This window comes from Aquincola tertiaricarbonis (assembly GCF_000969605.1).
Lineage (GTDB): Bacteria > Pseudomonadota > Gammaproteobacteria > Burkholderiales > Burkholderiaceae_C > Aquincola > Aquincola tertiaricarbonis.
The window spans coordinates 122,263-139,288 of sequence record NZ_JZUE01000002.1 but is presented as its reverse complement, the minus strand read 5'-3'; the positions used below and the strand labels follow the sequence as shown (position 1 = coordinate 139,288).

The following is a 17,026-nucleotide window of genomic DNA, read 5'->3' as shown; positions in this document are numbered from 1 at the left end:
GCGTCAGTCACCCGTCGTGCCGGTGGCCAGGGCCCGCTGCACCGCGGCCAGCAATGCTTCCCGCGTGAAGGGCTTGGGCAGCACGCCACGCACGCCCAGCTGCGCCGCCAGCGCGGTGGAATGCTGCTGGCCAGGGCGCAGGCGGGCGGACATCAGCAGCACCGGCACCGGGCGCTCGGCCTGCAGCAGCCGCAGCGCCGGCTCGGCCTGCCGGGGATTGGCGCAGTCCAGGATCACCAGGGCCACCGGCCGCCGCGGCTGCGACAGCGCACTGCCATCGACGACGCGGAAACCCGCTTCACGCAACCACTGCCGCGCCAGCGCACGCATGAGGTCATCGGGGTCGAGCAGGGCGATTCGAAGGCCGGCAGGCACAGGCTTGGGGATGCGGGGCAACCAGGGCAACGGACCCATTGGATGCCGCGGGCCGGCCGGCCGCGTGTCGATCCGTCATCTGCACATGTCATCTGTCATGCCCGCTGGCTTACATTGCCTGCCGGGCTGCCGTGAATCGCTGTTGAATACCTGCCGCCATGTTGGAAGTCTCCGGTGAACGTTCCGTCGCAAACGCCCCCCACGTGGTGGCAGTGGACGACGATCCCTCCATCCGCCAGCTCATCAGCCACTACCTGGGCGACCACGGCTTCCGGGTGAGCGCCTTCGCCAGCGGACGCGAGCTGATGGCGCTGCCCGCGCGCGAGGCGCCCGCACTGGTGCTGCTGGACCTGCGGCTGCCCGGCGAGGACGGGCTGGAACTGGCGCGCATGCTGCGGGCCGGCTCCAAGGTGCCGATCATCATCCTCACCGGCATCCATGACGAGGCCGACCGCGTGATGGGCCTGGAGCTGGGCGCCGACGACTACCTGACCAAGCCGTTCTCGCCGCGCGAGCTGCTGGCGCGCATCCGTGCCCTGCTGCGGCGTGCGCGCATGCATGCCACCGTGGCCGATACCGTGATGCATGTGCGGGCCTACCGCTTCGCGGGCTGGGACCTCAACCTGCGGCTGCGCAAGCTGACCGCGCCGGACGGCCAGGCGGTCACGCTGCGCAACAGCGAATACAACCTGCTGGTGGCCTTCCTTTCCACGCCGCGGCGGGTGCTCAGCCGGGAGCAGCTGCTGGAGCTCTCCCGCCTGCACAACGCGGAGGTGTTCGACCGCACGATCGACGTGCAGGTGGGCCGCCTGCGCCGCAAGCTGCAGGCCAGCCCGCAGGCCGCGCGGCTGATCGTCACCGAGCGCGGCGTGGGCTACCGCTTTGACAGCGACGTGGAGGTGGTGCGCGGCTAGCGGCTCATGCCGTGCGCCGGGGCCAGGCCGGCAGCGGACGGCCAGCGGCGGGACGGCAGGCCCCTGCGCTGCGGGCCGCCGTGGTCGCACAGTCCGCGCTGCACCGCGATGCTGGCCGCATGGGTCCGGCAATCGGCCTCCAGCTTGGACATGATGGCCTTGACGTGGACCTTGACCGTGCCCACGGCGATGGTCAGCTCGTTGGCGATCACCTTGTTGCTGCAGCCGCTGGTCAGCCGGCGCAGCACTTCCACCTCGCGCGGCGTCAGCGGCTCATGGGCCAGGCACTCGGCCATGCGGCGCGCGATGGGCGCGGCGAGGTAACGCTCGCCGCGGGCCAGGGCCCGCACGCCCTGCACCACCTCCTGCAGCGGGCAGCCCAGCAGCAGGTAGCCATGCACGCCCTGGCTGAGCGCCGTCTTCACGTCCTGCTCGCGGTCGCGGTGGGTGACGACCAGCACGCGTGCCTGGCGGCACGAGGCGGGCCGGTCCAGCGCCGTCGGCAGGTCGGTGACCAGCACGTCCGGCGGCCTGCCGTCGTCCGCTGGCGCGCCCTCGGCGGCCAGCCAGGCCTCCAGGTCCTCGTGCGGCTTGAAGGCAGTGAGCAACCCCAGCTCCACCAGCGGTTCGGCATGCTGGATGCGGACTCTGAGGCGGGCGGGTGTCGCGGTGTCGTTCATGCAGCGCTCCGGCGGGTGGACCGATGCAGCGCATGATGTCCATGCGGGCACGCACGACGGTGAAACCGACCACAGACGGGATGGCATATGACATGCGCCCGTCAGGCCTATGTCAGAAGTCGTAGCGCCAGGCTGCCCCAAACGGCGAGGCCGGCGCCCGGCCCGCTCACTACGCTGGCGGCTCCACATCCAGCAGGAGGCACCATGAGCCTTGCCAGCACCCGTCGGGCCCTCGTCGTCATCGACGTGCAGAACGAATACATCGATGGCCGGTTCCGCATCGAGCATCCGGCGGTCGAGCAGTCGCTCGCCAACATCCACAGGGCGATGGACGTGGCCGAGCGGCACGGCGTGCCAATCGTGGTGGTGCAGCACCTGCTGCCGCCCACCGCGCCCATCTTCGCCGAGGGCACGCCGGGCGCGGACCTGCATCCGTCGATCGCAAGCCGTCCGCATGCGCACCTGGTCCGCAAATGCCTGCCCAGCGTCTTCGCAGGCACCGACCTGCGCGAATGGCTGGCCCGCCGCGAGATCAACACGCTGGCGATCTGCGGCTACATGACGCACCAGTGCGACGAGTCCACCATCCGCCAGGCCCTGCACGAGGGCTACCAGGTGGAGTTCCTCGCCGATGCCGCGGGCTCGCTGTCCTATGCCAACAAGGCGGGGCAGGCCAGCGCCGAGCAGATCCATTCGGTAGCCTGCGTGGTGCTGCAGTCCAGCTACGCGGCCGTGGTCAGCACCGACGAATGGTCGCAGGCCCTGGGGAGCGGCCGCGACCTCGAACGCGACGACGTGTTCTCGTCCCACCAGCGCGCGCTGTCGCTGGCGACGGCCGGGACGGCGAGCCGGACGCTGTCCGCCGAAACGCGCTTCGTGGAGGTGAGCGGCGCCACCATCGCCTACCGGGACCTCGGCCCGCGCCACGGCACGCCGCTGGTGATGATCAACCGCTTCCGCGGCACGATGGACCACTGGGACCCGCTGCTGGTCGACCGCATCGCGGCTGAGCGGCGCGTGATCCTGTTCGACCAGCCCGGCTTCGCCCGCTCCGTCGGCACCCCGCCCGATCACCTGTCCGGCTTTGCCGCCAACGTGGTGGCCCTGGCCAGGGCGCTGGGCATCGCGCAGTTCGATGCCTTCGGCTTCTCCATGGGCGGCACCGTGGCGCTGCAGCTGCTGCTGGACCATCCGCGGGCCGTGCGCCGTGCGGTCGTCGCCGGTTCGGCGCCCGGCCACGTGCCGGGAGACCTGCCTTCCAACCAGCCGGCGGGCCAGGAGGTGTGGTCGGTGGCCACCAAGCCGGTGAACTCGGACGAGGACTTCCTCTACCTGTTCTTCGAGCCCAGCCCCGCCAGCCAGCAGGCCGGCCGCGACTACCTGGCCCGGCTGGCCGGCCGCGCCGATGCCTTCAGCCATCAGGTGGATGCGCAGGCCTGGCAGGCGCAGCTGAAGTCCGCGATGGGCGTGCGCGAGGCCGCCACGTCGCTGCTGCCCCGGCTGAAGGAGATCGGCCATCCGGTGCTGGTGGCCAACGGGCGCCACGACATCATGGCGCCGACCTATGCCTCCTATGCCATGGCGCAGGAACTGCCCCGCGGCTGGCTGAAGGTGTTTCCCGACGCGGGCCACGGCTTCCTGTTCCAGCATGCACAGGAGTTTGCCGACGATGTGCTGCGCTTCCTGCGCTGAGCCTGCACCGCCCCGCGGTGCGGGCCAGGGCGCCCGCCGTCAGCGCTCGCGCAGCGGCACCCGCTCGCCGTCGATCATCAGGTCGGGCCAGCGGGGCGGCACCGGCGTCACCGTGCCGCGCTCGATGGCTTCGCGCCACGCAGTGAGCGAGCGCACATCGTGCGAGGTGCCGGCTTGCCGTGCCCAGCCAGCCGGCGTGCGGGCGAAGATGGTGAACGACTGGTAGCCGCTGCGCGAGAAGACGAGGCCCAGGTCCCGGGCGCCGTCGCCGTCGAAGTCGCGCAGCCACAGCAGGCAGTTGGCGGGAGTGGCCAGGCAGGCGGACACCTCCCAGTCGGCCTGCCGGGCCAGCCAGGCCCGCATGTCCTCGTCGAGGGCCGCGCCGCGGGGCAGCACCGTGGCCAGCGCCAGGGCCCGCAGCGGCTGCGCCGCCTGCTTCGGTCCCGGCTGGTCGCCTTCGGCCAGCGTCCGCTGCGCCAGCGACGCGATGCGTGCATCCGCCGGGCCCGGGCCCTGGTGCGCCGCCAGCGCGGCCAGTGCCGGCCGGCCATAGGCCGGATTGCGCGCCAGGTGGCTCCAGTCGAAGTCGTCGGGCGTCACCACGCCCTGCAGCAGCCGCTGGACCTGCGCCTGCACACCCAGCCGGCGTGCATCGGCCAGCGGGCTGATCAGCGCCACGAGCAGCACCACCTTGAGCAGGGCGACGGCGATGTTGGCCGGCGCGATGGCCCGCATCCAGCCACCACCGCGTGCCAGGGACGAAGCGGCATAGAGCACGGCATGCAGCGTGAGCAGGCCGGCCACCACCGCCGCCCAGATGCGGTCGTCGGTCCAGCCGTGCTGGGCGATGCGCAGGCCCAGGGCCCAGCAGGCCAGCGCGGCCATCGGCGGCATCGTGAGCCAGGCCAGGCTCAGCAGCCGGGCCAGCGGTGCGGGGTAGGGCGGCGGCTCGCGCCCGCTCTGGAAGGCCGCATTGCCGAACACCACCGCCAGCAGGATGAACCACAGCAGGTACAGCGCCGCCTTCCGGGTGGCGAACAGCGGCTCCACGCCGGTGGCGGCCAGCATGGCCAGCCAGCCGGCGGCGAACAGCAGCGTGAGCGGCAGGAACCAGGTGAGCAAGGACAGCAGGAAGCGGCGCAGCGTGACCAGCGCCGCGGCCCGTGCCAGCACCAGGCCGGAGCCCAGCCCGAAGGCGCTGCCGGTGATCAGCGCGATGGACGACGACTGCAGCAGCAGCCTGCCGGGGGCCGGAACGCCGATGCTGTCCATCAGCCAGGCGGCGGCCCACAGCAGCACCCACAGCACGCCGCTCAAGCCGGCGGCCAGCGGCAGCACCAGGGCATTGCGCCAGGCCGCATCGAACAGGGCCTCGTAGTCGAACCGCCTGCGGCGGGCGTCGAAGCCGGCCACCAGGCCGATCACCACGAAGCCCAGCACCAACGCCGCCACCGCATGCGCCAGCGGTACGCCGAAGCCCGTCGCGCCGCCATGGCCCGCGTGGGCGCCGAGCCCCGCGAAGGCTGCGCCCATCGCCAGCGCCGCCATGGCGCGGCGCAGCGCGGTGCAGAAGGCGCCCTGCCACAGGATCCATGACCCGGCGGCCGCGACGATGGCGTACAGCCCGGCGAAGCCCGCCCACGCCGGCAGAGCGCGCCAGCCGTCGGCGAGCAGCCACAGGGCCGCGCCGGCGGCCAGCCCGACGCTGCCGTGGGCCAGCAGCGCGGCGGAGGGGGGCGATGCCGGCACGGCGGCATCCGGCGGAGGATCTTGGTGCATGGGGTACCGGGACGCGGATGGGCGCATCGGTCGGGTGGCCTCGGGGGCGCGATTGTGGAGGCCCCCGGTGCCGCCCATGCGCGCCGGCCGGCCTTCATGCCGCCAGCCGCATCGTGGGCAGCGCGGTGGCGGTGCCGATGGACCACGCGTCGTGCGTGCCGCCGGGGAATTCGGCGCGCAGGAAGTCGAGCATCGCCCGCACCACGGCCGGCACCTGCCGGCGGCTGGGCAGGCAGGCATGCACCGCCAGCCCGGGCAGGCGCCAGTCGGGCACGACTTGCTCGAGCCGGCCCTGCGACAGCTCCTCCTGCACCGCGAAGCTGGGCAACGCCGCGATGCCCAGGCCCGCCAGCGCGCCGGCATGGCACAGCGCCGGCTGCGAGGTGTGCAGCGGCGCCGCTGCCGCCGGCACCTCGACCGCCGCGCCGCTGGCATGGCTGAGCCGCAGGCCGCGTGGCCGGCGCGGCAGCTCGGCCAGCAGCAGCGGATGGCGGGCCAGCTCGCCGGGATGCAGCGGCCGGCCATGGCGCTGCAGGTAGCCCGGGCTGGCGCACAGCAGCAGGCCGGCGCCGGCCAGCCGGTGGGCGACGAAGCGGCCGTCCAGCGGCCCGGCCTGCACCACGATGCTGATGTCATGGTCCTCGCATGCAGTGGCCGCCGGGCCGGTTTCCAGCGCCACCGCCAGGCCCGGGTGCCGGGCCTGCAGCCGCGCCAGCCGCGGCATCAGCTGCCGGCTGGCGAAGAGCGCCGGCGCGATCAGGCGCACGCAGCCCTGGAGGGCCTGCTGTCCGTGGGATGCCAGCGCGGCGGCCTCGTCCACCTCCCGCAGGATGGTGCGCACCCGCTGCAGGTAGGCCTGGCCGATGGGCGTGAGAGCCACGCGCCGGGTGCTGCGCACCAGCAGCCGCGCGCCCAGCAGGCCCTCCAGCTCGGCCACCTGCCGGGTGACCGCCGAGGGATCCAGGTCCAGCGCCCGCGCCGCGGCGGCGAAGGCGCCGCGCTCGGCCACCTCGACGAAGGTGCGCATCGCACGCAGCTGGTCCATGGTGCGGTCCTTCCAGCGCCTGCGCTGGCTTCAGCGCCGGATCTCGAAGACGAGGTTGAACGGCGTCTGCGCCGCTGGGCGGAAGTGGCTGAAGCCGGCCTTGCGGAACACCTGCTCCAGCCGCTGCGGCCCGGCCTGCGCCCCCAGCACCAGCTGGCCGCCTTCGGCGATGGCATGGGCGCAGCAGATCAGCGAGGAGCCGCTGTAGTACAGCTGGCCCACCGGCGTGAGGTTGTCCTCCACCCGGTCGTGCGCGAAGGGCTCCACCAGCAGCACCGTGCCGCCCGGCGCCAGCGTGCGCGCCGCATGCCGGGCCGCGGCCACCGGGTCGCCCAGGTCGTGCAGCGTGTCGAAGAAGCAGATGAGGCCGTAGCGCTGGTCGAGGTAGTCGTCGGCACGCGCCTGCGCGAAGAAGGTGCGGTCCGCCAGGCCGGCGGCCGCCGCCGCCTGCCGGGCCGCCTCCAGCGAGGCCGCATGGGTGTCGAAGCCGTGGAAGCGCGAGCGCGGGAAGGCCTCGGCCATCAGCAGCGTGGCATGGCCGTGGCCGCAGCCGATGTCGGCCACCGCGATGCCGGCCTCCAGCTGCGCCACCACGCCGTCCAGCGCCGGCAGCCACTGCGCCACCAGGCTGGCGCGGTAGCCGTTGCGGTAGAAGGCCGCGATGCCGCAGGCCATGCGGGCATCGTGCTCGCCCCAGGCCACGCCGCGGCCGGTGCGGAAGGCCTCCAGCGCCTTGGGCTCGTCGAACCACATGGCGGCCGGCACCTCCCAGGCCGGCGGGATGAAGACCGGGCTGTCCTCGTCGGCCAGCACCAGCGCATGTTCGGGCGAGAGCTCGTAGGTGTCGCTGGTGGCGTGGTAGGCCAGGTAGCCGCCGGCGGCCTGGGCATTCAGCCATTCGCGCACATAGCGCTCGGCGCAGCCCGCGCGGCGGGCGACCTCCCTGGCGCTGAGCGGCCCGGCGCCGGCCATGGCCTTGTACAGGCCGAGCTTGTGGCCCAGGCTGACCAGCACGCCGGTGTAGCCGGCGGTGGCGTCGCCGATGGCGCGCATCGTGAAGGCCTCGACCCGGGCCATGTCGATGGTGGACGTTTCCATGGATGTTCCTGTGGTTGGGGTTGAACAGGCGCCCATCGTCGCGAGGCGCCACCATTCCCGGCAGAGCCGAAATCGCCCAAGATCGGTCCGTTCGTGCCAACCGCCGGCCCGCCGATGCCCCGATCCGCCCATCCGTCCGCCGCATCCACCGCCGATGCACCCGCCGCTGCGCGCCATGTGTCGCTGGTGGCGCTGCCCGAGGCCGGCTTCGCCACGCTGGCCGGGCTGTACGACGTGATGAATGCGCATGCGCTGATGGGACTGGCCGACACGCCGGCGCGCGCGCCGTTCCAGGTGGAGATCGTGGGCGAGGCGGCCGGCGCGCTGGACATCGCCAGCGGCGTGCCGGTGCCGGTGCAGCGGGCCATCGACACGGTGGCCTCCACCGACATCGTCATCGTGCCTTCGCTGCTGGTGCGCGGCGCCGGCTGGCAGGCCGGCCGCCATCCGCGGCTGGTGGACTGGCTGCGCCGCATGCACGAGCGCGGCGCGGTGCTGTGCTCGGCCTGCTCGGGCATCTTCCTGCTGGCGGAGACGGGCCTGTGGGACGGCCGCGATGCCACGGTGCACTTCGCCTATGCGAAGCCCTTCGCCGCGGCGCATCCGGCGGTGCGCATCCATCCGGAGAAGGTGCTGGTGATCTCCGGCCCGCGGGAGGACCTGGTCAGCTCCGGCGCCTCCACCACCTGGCACGACATGGCGCTGTACCTGGTGGCGCGCTTTGCCGGCGCCACCGACGCGCAGGCGCTGGCCCGCCTGTTCGCGCTGCAGTGGCACCAGGACGGCCTGGCGCCCTACATCACCTTCGAAGGCCGGGCCGACCACGGCGATGCCGAGATCGAGGCGGCGCAGCGCTGGCTGGGCAGCCACTTCTCGGTGGCCAGCCCGGTGGAGGAGATGATCAAGCGATCCCGGCTGGCCGAGCGCACCTTCAAGCGCCGCTTCACCGCGGCCACCGGCCTGGCGCCCATCGCCTACGTGCAGCGGCTGCGCATCGAGGAGGCCAAGCGGCGGCTGGAGCGCACCGACGATCCGGTGGACGAGATCGGCTGGCGCGTGGGTTACGAGGACGCCGCCTTCTTCCGCCGCCTGTTCAAGCGCACCACCGGCCTGGCGCCGGGCGCCTACCGCAAGCGCTTCCGCATCCCCGACTTCGCGCGGCCGTAGCCCGCCGCTGCCTCAGCCTTCGAACCGCACCCGGCACTTGACGCCGGCCGGCAGCTCGCCGTTCGGGTTGGGCAGCTCCAGCCGCACGCCGAAGGTGCCGCTGGCCGAATCGACCACGCGGTCGACCACGGTCACCAGCGCCGCATGGCGGCCCGACAGCGGCGCCTCCAGCGACACCTCGCCGCGCATGCCGGTCTTCACCCTGCCCAGCATGGCCACCGGCAGCACCACCTCCACCCGCAGCGGATGGGTCTGCGCCAGCCGCAGGATGGGCCGCGCGCTTCGCCGGTCTGCGCCAGCTCGCCCACCTGCTGCAGCCGCTCGGTCACCACGCCGTTGAAGGGCGCACGCAGCTTGCGCTGCTCCACCAGCTCGGCCAGCTTTCGCTGCTCCAGCACGGCCAGCCGGCGGTTCTCGTCGGCTTCCACCAGCGCGGCCTCGGCCACGCGCACGTCGGTGCGGGCATCGTCGCGGTCCTGGCGGGCGATGAAGTGCTCCTTGCTCATCTCGTCGCGGCGGGCGAACTTCTCCCGCGCCGCCTCCAGCCGGCTCTGCGCGGTGCGCACCGGCCCTTCCATCACCGCGCGGTATCGCGCGGCCTCCAGCGCGGCGCGTTCGGCGGCGCTGTCCAGGTCCACCAGCACCTGGCCTTTCTTCACCCAGGCGCCGCGGTCCACATGCACCGCGGCGATGGTGGCTTCCACCGGGCTGCGCAGCTCGATCTTCTGGAATGGCTCCATCAGGCAGGCATGGCCGGCGGCGGGCGGCGGGCCATCCTGCGGCGCCGGCCAGGCGGCGCCGGCGGCGGCGGCCAGGCACAGCGGCCCCGCCAGGCGCACGGCGAGGGCAGGCCCCAGGCGGGGGCGGCGGAAGAAGGGTGCGGTTCGGTTCATATCTGGTTGCCGGCAAAGGCCAGTTGGGTGTCGAGGGCGCGGTCCTGCTTGAGGTTGTCGCGCCGGGTGCGTGCATGGCGCCGCTCGGAGGCGCCCTGGGCCAGGCGGCGGGCCAGGTCCAGCAGGGCGGCATCGCGCCGGTGCGCCAGGGTGGTGGCCACGCCGGGTGCCTGCAGCACGGCCACCGGGCGGCCGTGCCCGGCCCAGCGCACCAGGCGCCGCGCCAGTGCATGGGTGCCGAACAGCGCATCGTCGGCGGCCACCACGGTGGCGGTGCCGCCGGCGTCGCCCTGGCGGGCGCAGCGGCCGATGAGCTGGCGGTCGATGCGGGCGGATTCATGGAACTCGGTGAGCACCACGCCCAGGCCGCCGGCGGCGTCCACGCCGGGGCCCAGGCGGATGTCGGTGCCGCGCCCGGCCATGTTGGTGGCCACGGTCACGGTGCCGGCCTGGCCGGCCTGGCCGATGATGTCGGCCTCGGCCTGGTCCTGCCGCGCATTGAGCACCTGGTGCTCGATGCCGGCCGCCGCCAGCACCGCGCTCAGCGCCTCGGACGCCTCCAGCGAGCGCGTGCCCACCAGCACCGGCCGCCCGGCCTGCTGCCAGTGCCGCACCGCCTGCACCACGGCCTGCCACTTGGCGGCCTCGTCCTGGCACAGCACCAGGCGCTCGGCCACGCGGCGCGGCGTGCGGTGGGGCGGGATGGTCACCGTCTCCAGGCCGTAGGTGCGGCGGGCCTCGGCGCTCATCTCGCGCGCGGTGCCGGTCATGCCGCCCAGCCGCAGGTAGCGGCAGAAGAAGCGCTGGTAGGTGATGCGCGCCAGCGTGCGGTTGTCGCTGGAGATGGCGCTGCCTTCCTTGGCCTCGATCATCTGGTGCAGGCCCTGCTCCCAGGTGCGGCCGGCCAGCACGCGGCCGGTGTACTCGTCGATGATCTGCACGCTGCCGTCCTCGGCCACCAGGTACTGCTGGTCGCGCAGGAACAGGTGGCGTGCCCGCAAGGCCTGGGTGACGAAATGCTCGCGGCCGCGGGCCGAGGCCCAGAGGCCGGCGCGGCCGGCGGCCGCCTCGCGCAGCCGCTCCTTGCCCGGCGGCAGCAGGCGCAGCTCGCGCCGCACGCCGTCCAGGTGGAAATCGGTGCCGGCGGCCAGGGTGTCGGCCACCGCCAGCGCATCGTGGAAGGCCTGCGGCTCGGCCAGCGGGTCGCCTTTCTCGGCCAGGATGAGCGGCGTCTTCGCCTCGTCGATCAGCACGCTGTCGGCCTCGTCGACGATGGCGAAATGCAGGCCGCGCTGCATCAGCCGGCTGCCGCCCTGGCCGGCCAGCGCCCGCGTGGCCAGCTGCGCCCGCGTGGCGCCGCCGCCGGCGCTGACCCGGTCGCGCAGGTAGTCGAACACCAGGTCCTTGCCGGTGCAGTAGGTGATCTCGCAGGCATAAGCCGCCACCTTCTGCTGCGGACTGCGGTCGTGCACCACCACGCCGCAGCGCAGGCGGAAGAAGTCGAACAGGCCCTGCATCTCCTCGGCGTCGCGCTCGGCCAGGTAGTCGTTGACGGTGATCACATGCACCGGCAGGCCGGCGGCCCCGGCCAGGCAGGCGGCCAGGCCGGCGGTGAGGGTCTTGCCCTCGCCGGTGCGCATTTCCACCAGCCGGCCCGACAGCAGCCCGGCCGCACCCATCAGCTGGGTGTCGAAGGGCTCCTTGCCCAGCGCGCGCCAGGCGCCTTCGCGCACCGCGGCCAGCGCGGCGGCCAGGTCGCCGGGCTGCAGGTCGCGTGCGGCGGCCGGCGCCATGCGGGCCAGCCCGGCGCGCAAGGCCTCGTCGTCCAGCGCCCGCATCGCCTCGCGCAGCGCCATGGTGCGCCCGGCGATGCGGCGCAGCCCGGCCAGCGGCGGCTGCAGCCGCGTGCGCAGTGCGCTCCAGGCCACGCGGGCCAGCGCGTCCAGCGCCTTGGCGGGGCGGTCGCGCCGCTCGGGCCAGGCGCCGGGCGCCAGGTCGGGCACGTCGAGCAGCAGCGTCCTAGCCATGGCTGATGCTCAGGAACAGCCGCCGCAGCTCGCGGCCCCAGCGCAGCCCCACCGGCTCCGGCGCATGCTCGAAGCGCACATGCACCCGGCTGCCGAGGAAGCCGTGCGGCATCGCGCGCGGCAGCTGCAGCTCGAACTCGAACAGCGATTCCAGCGCCTGCGTGCCCTTGGTGTCGCGCGGATCCAGCGCGATCTCGCCGCCGCCCTGGCGGCCCAGCACCGGGCTGGGCAGCTGCTGGGCGGCCGCGGGCGTCACCTGCGTGAGCGTGGCCGGCCAGCTGCGGCCGGGCTCCTGCGGCATGCGCACCTCGATGGCCCGGGTGGAGCGGCGCACCGTGTCCACCTGGGCCTGCGTCACCACCAGCCGCACCAGCGGCGCCTCGCCGGTGCGCAGCCAGCCCACCACCTCGCCGCGCTTGAGCCAGCGGCCGGGCAGGCCGGATTCCTGGCTGATCACCAGCTCGCCGGCGGCGCCGGCGCGGGCGGTCAGGCGCAGCAGCTGGTCGTCCAGCTCGGCCAGCGAAGCCTGCTCGCGGCGCAGCTGCTCCTCGATCTGCTGCGCCTGGGCGGGCGAGCTGCCCCAGGCCGCGTCCAGCTGGCCCTGCACCTCTTCCAGCCGGGCCTCCTGCGCGGCGCGGCGCGCGGCCAGCTGCGGGTCGTAGGCCTCCAGCACCGGCGTGCCGGGCTGCACCGCCTGGCCGCTGCGGGCCGCCACCCGGCTGACGAAGCCGGCGCCGCCGGCCCGCACGATGGCGCGCTCGGGCACCCACAGCACGCCCTCGGTGGCGGTGTGGTAGGGCAGCGGCACGACGAACAGCAACAGCGCCGCCAGCGCCGCGCCGGTGGCCAGCACGCCGCGCACGCGGGCGCCGTGGGCGGCGTAGCGCGGCTCGGTGAACAGCGCCTTGAGCATCTTGACCAGCGGCCACAGCACGCCCGAGGCCACCGCCCACAGCGCCAGCAGCGTGCCCACCAGCAGGTACTGCGTGGCCACGAAGAAGGCGATGCCGAAGGTGATGAAGAGCCGGTAGACGTAGGCCAGCGGCGCATAGGCGGCGAACCAGCGGCGCTCGCCGGGCGTGGCATGCACCGGCTCGGGCTGCGGCAGGCGCAGCAGGTGGCGTTCGGCCAGGTGGCGCCAGTAGCGGTTGGCCCGGCTGGCCAGGTTGGGGATCTCCAGCCAGTCGGCCAGGATGTAGTAGCCGTCGTAGCGCAGCAGCGGATTGGCGTTGAACATCAGCGTGGTGACGCTGCCCAGCACGCACACGCCGTAGGCCACCGAGCGGGCGAAACCCGGCTCCAGCGCCAGCCAGGCGTAGAAGGCCAGCGCCGCGACGAACAGCTCGGCGCCCATGCCGGCCGCGCCCACCAGCATGCGCTGCCACTTTCCGGCGAAGCCGGAGGCGGCGGAGGCGTCCACATAGGGCACGGGATAGAACAGCATCAGCATCAGGCCCAGCTCATGCACCTCGCCGCCGCGCATGCGGCAGGCCAGCGCATGGCCCAGCTCATGCACCAGCTTGACCAGCGGGAACACCAGCGCCATCACCAGCAGGCTGTCGGCGGACAGCAGCCGTTCCTGCCAGTTGCCGGTGAGGGCCTGCCACTGCCCCGGCACCAGCGCCAGCGCCGGCAGCACCACCGCCAGCCAGAGCAGCGCGCCGGCCCGGCCCCACAGCCACGGCGCGGCACGCACCAGGGCGGCCACGTGGCGGTCAGGGTCCAGCAGCGGCAGCTTGAGCGACATCGGGTTGCCCAGCCGGCCCATCCACTTGCGCTTGCGCTCCTTGCCCCATCGCTCGAAAAGCTCCGCCACCTCGGGCGTGACGTCGGCCTGCACCAGGTCGGCCGCATGCAGCTGGCCCAGCAGGGTGGCGATCTCGTCCTGGCCCGGCGTGTCCTCGCGCGGGTCGGCGGCCACCAGCTGCCACACGGTGCCCAGGTCGCGGCGGCCGTCCAGCAGCGCGATGACGCGGTAGGCCGCCGGATTGAAGCGGTGGTAGCGGCCGCTGGCGCGGTCCTCCACCACGTACCAGACCTGGCCGCGGTAGACATGGCGGTGCACCTGCGCATGGCCGCGCAGCCGCGGACGCAGGTGCTGGATGCGATACCAGTTGCTCGACAGCAGCGAGGTCATGGCAGGGCCTTCCACCAGGCCAGGCGCAGCCAGTCCAGCACAGGCCGCGTCCACACCCACAGCAGGCCGGCGCGGCCCACCGACACCTTGGCCACGCCCTGCATGTTGGGGCTGAGCGCCGGGGCGTCGTCGCCCAGCGCGGCTTCCACGCGGAAGGTGTTGCGGCCTTCCTCGGCCACGCTGACCGGCGTGACGCGCTGCACGCGGAAGGGCCAGGCGCGGTCCGGCAGGCTGGACAGCACCAGCTCCCCGGCCTGCCCCGGCTGCACATGGGCGACGTCGCGCTCGTCCACCTTCAGCACCACGCGCCAGCCGCCGCCGGCGGCCACCTCGAACAGCACCTGGCCCTGCTGCACCGGCGAGCCCAGCTGCTGCGACAGGTCGCCCTTGACCACCACGCCGTCCACCGGCGCGGTGATGGCCACGCGCGCCAGCTTCTCCATCACCAGGCCCAGCTGGGCCCGGGCCTGGTTGGCCTGGGCGGCGGCCAGCCGCTGCTCCACCCGCTTGCCGGCGGACATGGCCTCGCTCTCCTTGCGCTGGGCCAGTTCCAGCTCGGCCTCGTAGCGCACCCGCTCCAGCCGCAGCTCCTGGTCTTCCAGCACCGCCAGCACCTGGCCGGCGCGCACGCTGTCGCCGGCGCGGCCGGGTGCCTCGCGCACGAAGCCGTCGAAGGGCGCCACCGCGGCACGCTGCACCGTGCCTTCCACCGTGGCCGGGGCGGCGATGCGGAAGGGCGCCGGCACCAGGGCCAGCACCAGCAGCAGCAGCGCGCTGGCGCCGGCCGCCAGCTTGAGCCCCGGGTGCGAGCTGTCCACCAGCCGCATCGCCTGCGTGCGCAGGCTGCGCCGGGCATGGGTGGCCAGGCCCTCGTCGGCGCGGCGGCGCTGCGCCAGGGTGGTGGCCAGGGCCAGGCCCAGGGCTTCCAGCAGCATCAGCTCGTCGGGCTGGAAGGGCTGGTCGCGTTCGAGCAGCAGCACGCCGGCCACGCGGCCGGGCTGCTCCAGCGGCTGGGCCAGCAGGGCGGCGCTGCCGGTGGCCTCGGCATAGCGGCGCAGCGCCAGGTCGGCCACCGCCGCCTCGGCCGCGACCGGCGCCGGGCGCTGGGTGCGCTGGCGCTGGTCGGCGGCCTCGCTCATCGCCTCCACCGCCAGGTGGAAGCGGCTGCTGCGCTCGTCGAAGGTGGCCGCATGGGAGACGGCCTGGATGCGCAGCCGGTGGCCGTCGTCCAGCGCCAGCAGCACCTGGTGGCAGGCCAGGCGCTCGGCCACGCGGTTGACCAGCGCCAGCGTGGCTTCGCGGAAGCCGGGCGCACCCAGCGTGCCCAGCACCAGGTCGAGCACGAAGCCGGTGTGCTCCAGCCGCCGGGCCTGGGCCTGCAGCACCTGCTGGTTGGCCAGGTCCAGCAGCCAGGCCGCGCCCCAGTGCAGCCACTGGCGGCAGGCGGCCAGGGCCGCGGCATCGGCGGCGCTGCCCAGGTCGATCACCACCGCGCCCACCAGCGCGCCGTCGCCGCCCAGCAGCGGATAGGCGCAGCGCAGCGCGCCTTCCTCGCCGCGCTGCACCGCCACCGCGCGGCTGGTCATGGCCTGCCGCGCCACGTCGGACAGGGCATTCAGCGCGCGGCCGGGCGGCCAGGCGCCGGCGGGCGCGAAGGCGCCTTCGGCATCGGCCAGCAGCACCACGCCGGCCTGGGCCTGCGTCAGCTCGCCGCACAGCACGGCCAGCCAGGCCTGGCACAGCGCGTGGACGGTGCGCGCCTGTGCCAGCTGCTGCCAGGCGCTGCCGGGCGCGGCCGCGGGCGGCACGGGCACGGCAGCTACCGGCGAGGGCGGGGCCACGGGATCGAGGGCTGGCGTCATTCCTTCAGCAGCGCATCCAGTGCGCGCAGGTCGGCCTCGCCCAGCGTGTTGGCCGCGGCCTTGAGCTGCAGGGCCGCCACCAGGGTCTGGTAGCGGGCGGCGGCCAGGTCGCGCTGGGTGGCGAACAGCTGCTGCTCGGCATTGAGCACGTCCACCCGCGCGCGCAGGCCCAGCTCGAAGCCGCGGCGGGTGGAGCGCACCTGCGTCTGGCCCGAGGTGAGCGCCTGTTCCAGCGCCGCCACCAGCGCGCTGCCCGACATCGCGCCCAGCATGGCCTGCCGGGCTTCGAACTCCGACTGCCGGCGGGCCGCATCCAGCTCGAAGCCGGCGCGCGACAGGTTGGCCGCCGCCTCCCGCTCGCGCGAGCTGATGGCGCCGCCCTGGTACAGCGGCAGCGAGAACTCCACGCCGATGGTGGCCTGCCGGGCATCGGTGCGCACCAGTGCGCCCGGCGTGCCGGAGTTGCGGTTGTCGTTCAGGCCCAGCACCAGGTCCACCGTCGGGTTGTGGCCGTAGCGCTGCTTCTCGGCCTCGCGTTCGGCGATCTCCTGGTTGGTGCGGGCGATGCGCACCGCCGCGCTGTCGTTGAGCGCGCGGTCCACGTCGGCGGCCAGCTCGCCCGGCGGCGGCGCCTGCACGCGGGCGGCACCGTCCAGCGGCGCCAGCGGAGGCACCTCCTGCTGGATGATGCGCTGCAGCGCCCGCCGCTTGACCGCCAGGTCGTTCTCCGCGGCGATCTGCTGCGCGCGGGTGAGGTCGTGGCGCGACTGCGCCTCGTTGACGTCGGTGATGGGTGCCGAGCCCAGCTCGAAGCCGCGCTTGGCCTGGGCCAGCTGCTCGCCGAAGGCCTGCAGCTGCGAGCCGATGGCCGCCAGCACGTCCTGCGCCTGCAGCACCTCGAAGTAGGCCCGCGCGGTGCGCAGCAACAGGTCCTGCTCGGCCTGCTGGAACTGCTCGGCCGCCAGCCGGGCCTGCAGCTCGCCCTGGGCGCGCGAGACCACGTTCTGCTGCCGCATGATGGGCTGGGTGAGCTGCAACGCGACGGTGGAGGTCTTGTAGTCGCTGCGATCGTCGCGCTGCAGCGCATGTTCGTTGACATGCTTGACGCTGCCGGTCAGCCCCACCGAGGGCCGCATCAGCGCGCGGCCCTGCTCGGCCTTCTCCTCGCCGGCCCGCAGCGCTTCGCGGGCGGCCGCATAGGTGGCGTCGTGGCGCTTGGCCAGCTCCAGGATCTGGCCCAGGTTGGCCGCCGCGGCGGGCAGGGTGGCGGCCAGCAGCGCCAGCGGCAACAGCGCGGTGGCGAGGTGCCGGATTCGGCGGGGAGCGTGCTTCATCGTCGGAACAGGGGTGAGCGGGT

General features: G+C 73.9%; 14 protein-coding genes and 1 pseudogene. 4 read left to right on the top strand and 11 right to left on the bottom strand.

From position 1 onward, the window contains the following. Positions 1-3: 3 nt before the first annotated feature. Positions 4-330: a response regulator gene (locus VO99_RS28565; protein WP_052736051.1), complete on the bottom strand. Its 327-nt coding sequence runs from the start codon at positions 328-330 to the stop codon at positions 4-6. Positions 331-533: 203 nt separating this feature from the next. Between VO99_RS28565 and VO99_RS02940 the strand changes: the two genes are divergently transcribed. Next, on the top strand, positions 534-1,289 hold the full coding sequence (locus tag VO99_RS02940; RefSeq protein WP_046111320.1) for a response regulator: 756 nt from the start codon (positions 534-536) through the stop codon (positions 1,287-1,289). On the opposite strand, the gene VO99_RS02935 is transcribed toward VO99_RS02940, so the two are convergent. Continuing rightward, positions 1,286-1,969, bottom strand: a complete 684-nt coding sequence (locus VO99_RS02935) for a LuxR C-terminal-related transcriptional regulator (RefSeq protein WP_052736050.1) — start codon at positions 1,967-1,969, stop codon at positions 1,286-1,288. The genes VO99_RS02940 and VO99_RS02935 overlap by 4 nt on opposite strands. 204 nt (positions 1,970-2,173) lie before the next feature. Here VO99_RS02935 and VO99_RS31955 point away from each other — a divergent pair. Together VO99_RS31955 and VO99_RS31950 are read left to right on the top strand one after the other, a co-directional pair. Next, positions 2,174-2,788 (top strand): annotated as a pseudogene (locus VO99_RS31955) (cysteine hydrolase family protein); the annotation flags it as partial. A gap of 123 nt (positions 2,789-2,911) precedes the next feature. Next, positions 2,912-3,661, top strand: coding sequence for an alpha/beta fold hydrolase (locus VO99_RS31950; RefSeq protein ID WP_375136378.1), 750 nt, complete (start codon positions 2,912-2,914; stop codon positions 3,659-3,661). Positions 3,662-3,700: 39 nt separating this feature from the next. On the opposite strand, the gene VO99_RS02925 is transcribed toward VO99_RS31950, so the two are convergent. The 3 genes from VO99_RS02925 to VO99_RS02915 all read right to left on the bottom strand — a co-directional run bounded on the left by VO99_RS02925 (position 3,701) and on the right by VO99_RS02915 (position 7,583). Continuing rightward, positions 3,701-5,440, bottom strand: coding sequence for a DUF4153 domain-containing protein (locus tag VO99_RS02925; RefSeq protein WP_046111319.1), 1,740 nt, complete (start codon positions 5,438-5,440; stop codon positions 3,701-3,703). A 94-nt stretch (positions 5,441-5,534) separates the two neighbouring features. Beyond that, on the bottom strand, positions 5,535-6,485 hold the full coding sequence (locus VO99_RS02920) for a LysR family transcriptional regulator (RefSeq protein ID WP_046111318.1): 951 nt from the start codon (positions 6,483-6,485) through the stop codon (positions 5,535-5,537). A 30-nt stretch (positions 6,486-6,515) separates the two neighbouring features. Further along, positions 6,516-7,583, bottom strand: coding sequence for a class I SAM-dependent methyltransferase (locus VO99_RS02915; RefSeq protein ID WP_046111317.1), 1,068 nt, complete (start codon positions 7,581-7,583; stop codon positions 6,516-6,518). Between the two features lie 114 nt (positions 7,584-7,697). On the opposite strand from VO99_RS02915, the gene VO99_RS02910 reads away from it, so the two are divergent. Continuing rightward, positions 7,698-8,750 carry a GlxA family transcriptional regulator gene (locus tag VO99_RS02910; RefSeq protein WP_046111316.1) on the top strand — a complete coding sequence of 351 codons (1,053 nt, stop codon included), beginning with the start codon at positions 7,698-7,700 and terminating at the stop codon, positions 8,748-8,750. 12 nt (positions 8,751-8,762) lie between these two features. On the opposite strand, the gene VO99_RS30735 is transcribed toward VO99_RS02910, so the two are convergent. From VO99_RS30735 to VO99_RS02885, 6 genes are read right to left on the bottom strand one after another with little or no spacing between them, the layout of a single operon-like run. After that, positions 8,763-8,963, bottom strand: a complete 201-nt coding sequence (locus tag VO99_RS30735; protein ID WP_198156871.1) for a hypothetical protein — start codon at positions 8,961-8,963, stop codon at positions 8,763-8,765. Further along, positions 8,948-9,643 carry an efflux RND transporter periplasmic adaptor subunit gene (locus VO99_RS02905; protein WP_083440316.1) on the bottom strand — a complete coding sequence of 232 codons (696 nt, stop codon included), beginning with the start codon at positions 9,641-9,643 and terminating at the stop codon, positions 8,948-8,950. The genes VO99_RS30735 and VO99_RS02905 overlap by 16 nt, the downstream gene beginning before the upstream one ends. Next, complete coding sequence (locus tag VO99_RS02900) at positions 9,640-11,670, bottom strand: preprotein translocase subunit SecA (protein ID WP_046111315.1); 2,031 nt, start codon at positions 11,668-11,670, stop codon at positions 9,640-9,642. Before VO99_RS02900 ends, VO99_RS02905 begins: the two co-directional genes overlap by 4 nt. Continuing rightward, entirely contained in the window at positions 11,663-13,807 is a 2,145-nt protein-coding gene (locus VO99_RS02895; RefSeq protein WP_046111314.1) for a hypothetical protein, read from the bottom strand. The genes VO99_RS02900 and VO99_RS02895 overlap by 8 nt, the downstream gene beginning before the upstream one ends. Then, positions 13,804-15,621 carry an efflux RND transporter periplasmic adaptor subunit gene (locus VO99_RS02890; RefSeq protein ID WP_157039413.1) on the bottom strand — a complete coding sequence of 606 codons (1,818 nt, stop codon included), beginning with the start codon at positions 15,619-15,621 and terminating at the stop codon, positions 13,804-13,806. Before VO99_RS02890 ends, VO99_RS02895 begins: the two co-directional genes overlap by 4 nt. A gap of 44 nt (positions 15,622-15,665) precedes the next feature. Then, the gene (locus VO99_RS02885) at positions 15,666-17,003 is read right to left on the bottom strand and encodes a TolC family outer membrane protein (protein ID WP_046111312.1); all 1,338 of its coding nucleotides are present in this window, start codon (positions 17,001-17,003) and stop codon (positions 15,666-15,668) included. Positions 17,004-17,026: the final 23 nt, after the last annotated feature.